The sequence below is a fragment of the Salinivibrio sp. ML290 genome (genome assembly GCF_001995695.1).
Classification (GTDB): Bacteria; Pseudomonadota; Gammaproteobacteria; order Enterobacterales; family Vibrionaceae; genus Salinivibrio; species Salinivibrio siamensis.
This window is the reverse complement of sequence record NZ_MUEY01000002.1, coordinates 315977-322364: the sequence shown is the minus strand read 5'-3', so window position 1 is coordinate 322364 and position 6388 is coordinate 315977. Positions and strand designations below refer to the sequence as shown.

At 48.5% G+C, this 6388-nt stretch carries 5 protein-coding genes; 2 read left to right on the top strand and 3 right to left on the bottom strand.

Annotated elements, in window-relative coordinates; all coding sequences use genetic code 11:
• The 3 genes from BZG23_RS03675 to BZG23_RS03665 form a co-directional block, all read right to left on the bottom strand.
• Positions 1–1358 (bottom strand): KAP family P-loop NTPase fold protein (locus BZG23_RS03675; RefSeq protein ID WP_077606157.1); only part of this gene is annotated, 1358 nt, incomplete at its 3' end.
• Between the two features lie 222 nt (positions 1359–1580).
• The gene (tyrA, locus tag BZG23_RS03670) at positions 1581–2714 is read right to left on the bottom strand and encodes a bifunctional chorismate mutase/prephenate dehydrogenase (protein WP_077606156.1); all 1134 of its coding nucleotides are present in this window, start codon (positions 2712–2714) and stop codon (positions 1581–1583) included.
• A 3-nt stretch (positions 2715–2717) separates the two neighbouring features.
• The gene (locus BZG23_RS03665) at positions 2718–3794 is read right to left on the bottom strand and encodes a 3-deoxy-7-phosphoheptulonate synthase (protein ID WP_046074130.1); all 1077 of its coding nucleotides are present in this window, start codon (positions 3792–3794) and stop codon (positions 2718–2720) included.
• A 179-nt stretch (positions 3795–3973) separates the two neighbouring features.
• On the opposite strand from BZG23_RS03665, the gene BZG23_RS03660 reads away from it, so the two are divergent.
• Positions 3974–5671, top strand: coding sequence for a sensor histidine kinase (locus BZG23_RS03660; RefSeq protein WP_046074129.1), 1698 nt, complete (start codon positions 3974–3976; stop codon positions 5669–5671).
• Positions 5668–6384 carry a two-component system response regulator BtsR gene (btsR, locus tag BZG23_RS03655; RefSeq protein ID WP_077606155.1) on the top strand — a complete coding sequence of 239 codons (717 nt, stop codon included), beginning with the start codon at positions 5668–5670 and terminating at the stop codon, positions 6382–6384. Before BZG23_RS03660 ends, btsR begins: the two co-directional genes overlap by 4 nt.
• Positions 6385–6388: the final 4 nt, after the last annotated feature.

The following is a 6388-nucleotide window of genomic DNA, read 5'->3' as shown; positions in this document are numbered from 1 at the left end:
CTTCCAAGTTCATCTTTAACTATAAATTTTTTTCCACATAAATACTGAGGGTCGATCAAAATTTTTATTCTTAAATTATGAAGATCATACTTCCTATTCATCTTTGCCCAATCTCCCTGACTAGTTTTCAAAAATGACACATCTCTCATCTGGCTATATATGCCGTACTCCTTCTCATGCAAGCAAAGCAAAATTATCAAATAGTATATATTAAGCGAGTCCCCCTCACTCAAGTTAGCCACGATAGAGATTAATCGTTCAACTACTTGAATAGCCTCTCGTGCAGAAAGACCAAAACCCGTAAGGATATTTGATATATTTTTAATTTCTACATCAAAATCGACTTCTTCAGTTGATGCTCTAGGCCAAACAGTAATTCCATTATCATTTAGAGTTTGCATCGAAATACTCTTCATATCACAATGCACTGATAGCAAATCCTCGTAGTCTGCTACTTTTAGTGTGTATCTAGCATCAAAAAAACGCCCTAGATAAACTCCAGCATCAAAGCCCTGACCATATATTGCTTTTACTGCATGCTGCAATTGTTCTGTGTCTGTCGCCACAACAAAAACAACACCCGGGATATTAAAAATATGTTTTATTGTTTCTAACATCTCAACTGCATAACTTGGTCGGCAACGATCAAGTTCATCAATAAAAATAAAAGCTGGAAATTGCTTCCTGTCAGTACTTTTTTGTGATGAAGACTTTGCACCTTCAACCCATTGAGAAATTGCTTTTTTAAGGCTATCGATAGCTTCTAGTTTCGCTGAATGTTCATCCAGTAGATGTGTAACCATTTTAGAAGCAGCTGTACCCATATCGATTGGGTCACCCTTTTCATTATCTATATGCTCTCCAATTTGCCCATCTTCGCTTGACTCCATTATTTTCACCGGATCAATACCTAGATATCTTTTGGCTAGGCCACCCGCGATAGCTGGCGTCGCCGCCTTGAGCAAACCGAGCAGTTTTCTTGGGGCTTTAAAGGTAATATCCTGCGGACTCTTACCTGCCTGTTCTCGAAGCTGTTCAATCATTGAGGTGATAACAGTCATGAGAGGGTCATCAGAGTAGTCCTGCTCCCATGCATTCACATATACAACCGGGTGTTGATCTTTAATGCTCTCACTCCATCGTCGCAGGAAGTATGTTTTTCCACTCCCCCACTCTGAATTCAGATTAAGAACATAAGTTCGTTTGGCCTCATCACCACGTCTTTGGTCATACCCTTTTCGCTTTAAAAGACCCGTCAAGTAACTTGCATATTTTTCGCGGTTCAGTGTATCAGGAGGAAAAACATTCCCATCAATGCTTATTTCTTTGCTCCAATCAATTGCTTTATCGTCGCTCATAACTCCTCCCTAGCCTTACTATACCATGCTCGTTGGTTTTGGATTATATAGCAATGAGTTATCAGTATAAGAGGGCAAGCATTCATGTGTTTTGTAGCTTGGATCGACTATCTGAAACTTCAAAAAAGTATTTACAAACAAAATGATAATACATAGAAAAACCAGCCAAGTGGCTGGTTTGGGTATAGATTTTTCATCTATTGTCGGAGTGGTTTACATAAGCTAGGTCACGGTGCGGTGGGTGGCGTCGTTGGCTTGTCGCAACAAGCCTTGGCTTTCTTGTAAAAAGCGTGGGGCATAGTCGCCAAACCAGTTTTCCACTTGCGCGAAGGCATCGACAAACGTGGACTTATCATGTTGCTCGAGCAAATCAATCGCTTCCCCAAAACGCTGATAAAAGCGTTTGATCATCGCCAGGTTTTGCGGCGAGGACATAATAATATCCGCATACAGACCCGCATCTTGGGCGAACAAGCGCCCCACCATGGCAAGCTCTAAGCGATAAATCGGTGAGCTTAGCGCGGTGAGCTGATCTAAGTTGGGGTTTTCTTCTGCCAGATGCACGCCGTAAACAAACGACGTAAAGTGGCGCAGCGCTTGGATCAGCGTCATGCCTTCATCATGCTCGATGGCGCTTATCCGATGTAGCCCAGCGCCCCAAATCCTAAACTGTTCCAACAACCATTGGTATGCCTCAGGATGTCGGCCGTCGCAATAAACAATCACCTGCTTGGCAAGGCTGGCCACATCGGGGCCAAACATCGGGTGTAGACCGACCACTGGGCCTGAATGCGCGGCTAACATCGCTTGTAGCGGACCTGATTTGATGGAGGTGAGATCCACTAATAAGCAATCGTCTGGCAGCTGGGTCAGTTTACTAATGACCGCTTCCGTAACGTCAATGGGTACCGACACCACCACCATACCCGCGTCAGCCAGCAAGGTATCCGCATGCTCCCAATCGTCTTTATCCAGCACAGTGACCTGATAGCCAGAAAGCGCAAACAAGCGCGCGAACAACCCACCTAGCTGCCCTTTACCGCCAATGACTACGACCTGGCGTAAATCCGGGTTTAGACACTTAAAGCCAGAGTCGTTTTCGCTGCTGTACGATTCACGCATAGTACGACGCAGCACATCTTCAATTAAGTCTGGTGGCACGCCTTGCGACTGTGCTTCTTGACGACGCGAAGCGAGCATCGCTGCTTCACGGTCCGGCGCATAAATGGGCAAGCCATGTTGGCTTTTTACCTCTCCCACTTCTGCGACCAGTTCTAAACGGCGCGCGAGCAAGCTCACCATTTGCTTGTCGACATCATCGATTTGATCGCGCAATCGGCTCAGTTCTGCCACCATGATTTAGCCCTGTTGAATACGTTGTTGAAGAGAGGTTGCCAGCTCTTGGTGAGCATGACGCAACAATTGTTCGGTAGACGCCCAATCAATGCACGCATCGGTGATCGACACACCGTACGCCATCTCATCTTTCGGCAGATCCGCTGATTGGTTGCCAGCATTGAGGTGACTTTCGATCATCAAGCCAATCACAGAGCGGTTGCCTTGTTTAATTTGATGGATCACATCTTCCGCCACCAGCGGTTGGCGACGATAATCCTTGCGAGAATTCGCGTGGCTACAATCCACCATGAGAGACGGATTTAGTCCCGCCGCTTCCATTTGCTGTTCACATTCAGCGACAGACACTGAGTCGTAGTTGGTTTGCTTGCCGCCGCGCAGGATCACATGGCCGTTTGGGTTTCCTTGAGTATTCAATAACGCTACTTGGCCGGCTTGGTTGATCCCCATAAACCGGTGCCCAGACGCAGCGGCTTTCATCGCATTGGTGGCGGTGGCCAGATTGCCATCCGTGCCATTTTTAAAGCCGATTGGCATCGACAGTCCACTGGCCATTTCACGATGGGTTTGCGACTCGGTGGTGCGCGCACCAATCGCCGCCCAGCTAAACAGATCGCCTATGTATTGCGGGCTGATCGGATCCAGTGCTTCGGTGGCCAGCGGGATCCCCATTTGCGCTAAATCCGTGAGCAAACCACGCGCTTGCTTTAAGCCAGACTCCACGTCAAAGCTGCCATCCAGATGCGGATCGTTGATTAAGCCTTTCCAGCCAGTGGTGGTGCGTGGTTTTTCAAAGTAAACCCGCATTACAATAAACAAATGATCACTCAGCTCATCCGACAAGGCTTTCAGACGACGCGCGTAATCTTTGGCCGCCTCAACATCATGAATGGAGCAAGGGCCACACACCACTAACAAGCGGTGATCGCGTTTGTGAATAATATCCGCCACGGTTTGTCGCGCTTGGCTGATCGCCGCACGAGTACTTTTTTCAATCGGGAACTGGGCACGGAGCTGCTCTGGTGTGAGAAGCACCTGCTCGTCACGAATGTGGATATTGGTTACCGAGTCTTGCTGCATAGCCTTGCCTTGATTTGTTCATTAAGTTTTACACGACAATACCAGGCTCTATTCTAAAAGCAATAGTGAGTGTATCATTTAATTTACTTAGTAAATTAAAGTTTACACTCGAATTTAAGATAGAGTCTTAAACCGTCAATCGTTACTATAACCTATCCGTCATTTTTGTGTGGGTGGTTATGGCCCTGGTTCTTTCCCTCTTGCAGCAAATGAGCGTTTATCTAGTGATCGCCTATTTGCTGAGTAAAACGCCGGCGTTTATGCCACTACTGAGTATCTCAGGACGGCTGTCGCATAAAGTCGTTTGTTATTTCCTCTTCTCAGGCTTTTGTATTCTCGGCACCTACTTTGGTTTAAGTATCCAAGATGCGATTGCCAATACTCGCGCAATTGGCGCGGTGATGGGGGGATTACTGGGCGGGCCGGTCGTGGGGTTTTTGGTTGGGCTGACAGGCGGGCTGCACCGTTACAGTTTAGGCGGCTTTACCGATCTCGCCTGCGCTATATCGACAACCGCCGAAGGGTTAATTGGTGGTTTAATGCACCGCTACTTAGTGTCCCGCAACCAAACCAGCCGTTTATTTTCCCCTACCGTAGTGTTAGGGGTGACGTTTGTCGCCGAGCTGGTGCAAATGGCGATTATTCTCGCGGTGGCTGAGCCCTTTAGCCGTGCATACGAGTTAGTCAGCGCGATTGCTGCGCCCATGGTGATCGCTAACTCAGTCGGTGCCGCGATGTTTATGAGTATTATTGTCGACCGAAAAACCCTGTTCGAACGCTATTCAGCGGCGTTTTCCAGTAAGGCGCTAAAAATTGCTGAACGATCGGTCGGTATTTTAAGTAGCGGCTTTAATCAGCAAAGCAGTGAACAAGTGGCTGCCATTATTCAGCAAGAGACAGGGGTCGGGGCCGTCGCAATTACCGATCGCGAAAAGATCCTCGCCTTTACCGGTATTGGCGATGATCACCACCTGCCCGGTACGCCTATTGCCTCAGATTACACCCGTCGCGCGATTGCCGATGATCAATTAATTTATATCGATGGCGCCGATACGCCCTACTGCTGTTCGTTATCACCTTACTGCAAACTCGGTTCAGTGCTGGTGATCCCATTGCGCGGCGGTGATGGTTATGTGCTAGGCACGGTGAAACTTTATGAGCCTAAACGGAAACTCTTCTCGGCGATCAATGTCACCATGGGTGAGGGGATCGCGCGACTCCTCTCCAACCAGATTTTGACCGGGCGTTATCAGCGCCAACAAAGCTTGCTCACCCAAGCCGAGTTAAACTTGTTGCGCGCCCAAGTGAACCCGCACTTTTTGTTCAATGCCTTAAACACCATTAGTGCGGTGGTCAGGCGTGAGCCGGAACGTGCTCGCCAGTTAATCCAGCACTTATCAACCTTCTTTCGCAGCAACCTCAAGCAAAATCGCGAAACGGTGTCGCTTGAGCAAGAGCTGAGTCATCTTGATGCGTACTTAGAGCTCGAACATGCCCGCTTTGCCGATCGTATGAGTGTTGAAAAGCAGATTGACCCGGCTATCTTACACGCGGTGATCCCAAGCTTTACCTTACAACCTTTGGTTGAAAACGCCGTGAAGCATGGGATCAGTCAATTGATGGCAGGCGGTAAAATTGTGATCCGTGGCTGGCAAGAAGGCGAATGCCTGTATTTACAAGTGGAAGATAATGCCGGGCTTTATCAACCGGCAGCACAACACTCAGGACTAGGAATGCGTATTGTCGATAAGCGCGTGCGCGGGTTGTTTGGTAGCCAATACGCGCTGAAAATGACCTGTCAGCCCGATGTGTGGACGCGGGCAACCGTCACTCTACCCTTAACCTATCAAGCCCCCAACAAGGAGAGACAGGGATGATAAAGGCATTGATTGTTGATGATGAGCTTCATGCACGTGAAGCCTTGGAAGATGAGTTACTGGCACTCGGTGGCGTTGAGGTGGTTGGACAGTGCAACAATGCCATCGACGCGCTGAAAGCTATCAATCAAACCCGCCCCGATGTGGTGTTTTTAGATATTCAGATGCCTCGCGTGACCGGTTTAGAGCTACTCGCGATGCTCGACCCCGATACCATGCCCAAGGTGGTGTTCGTGACCGCCTATGATGAATTCGCCGTACAAGCGTTTGAGGAAAATGCATTCGACTATTTGCTCAAACCCGTCGAAACTGGACGATTGAAGAAATCACTGGAAAAACTCACCCGTGAGCTGAGCCAGAAACACGACTACCAAGTGATCACGCCCGCGTTGGATTTGCTCCCTTGCGCCGGACACAATCGAATTACGTTGATCCCTCACCAAGAGGTGGAGGTCGCACGTACCGCGCTAAGTGGGGTCGCGCTACTCACAGCAAAAGGCGAATCTACCACGCACCTTTCACTCAAGGTTTTGGAAGACAAAACCCCCTTAATACGCTGTCATCGCCAATACTTAGTGCATCCGGCCACTATCCGCGAAATCCAGCTACTCGACAACGGCCTTGCCGAAGTGATCACGCAATCTGCCTATGTGGTACCTGTGAGCCGCCGCTATCTCAAAACACTGAAAGACAAGCTGGGCTTATGCCAGTAACTCT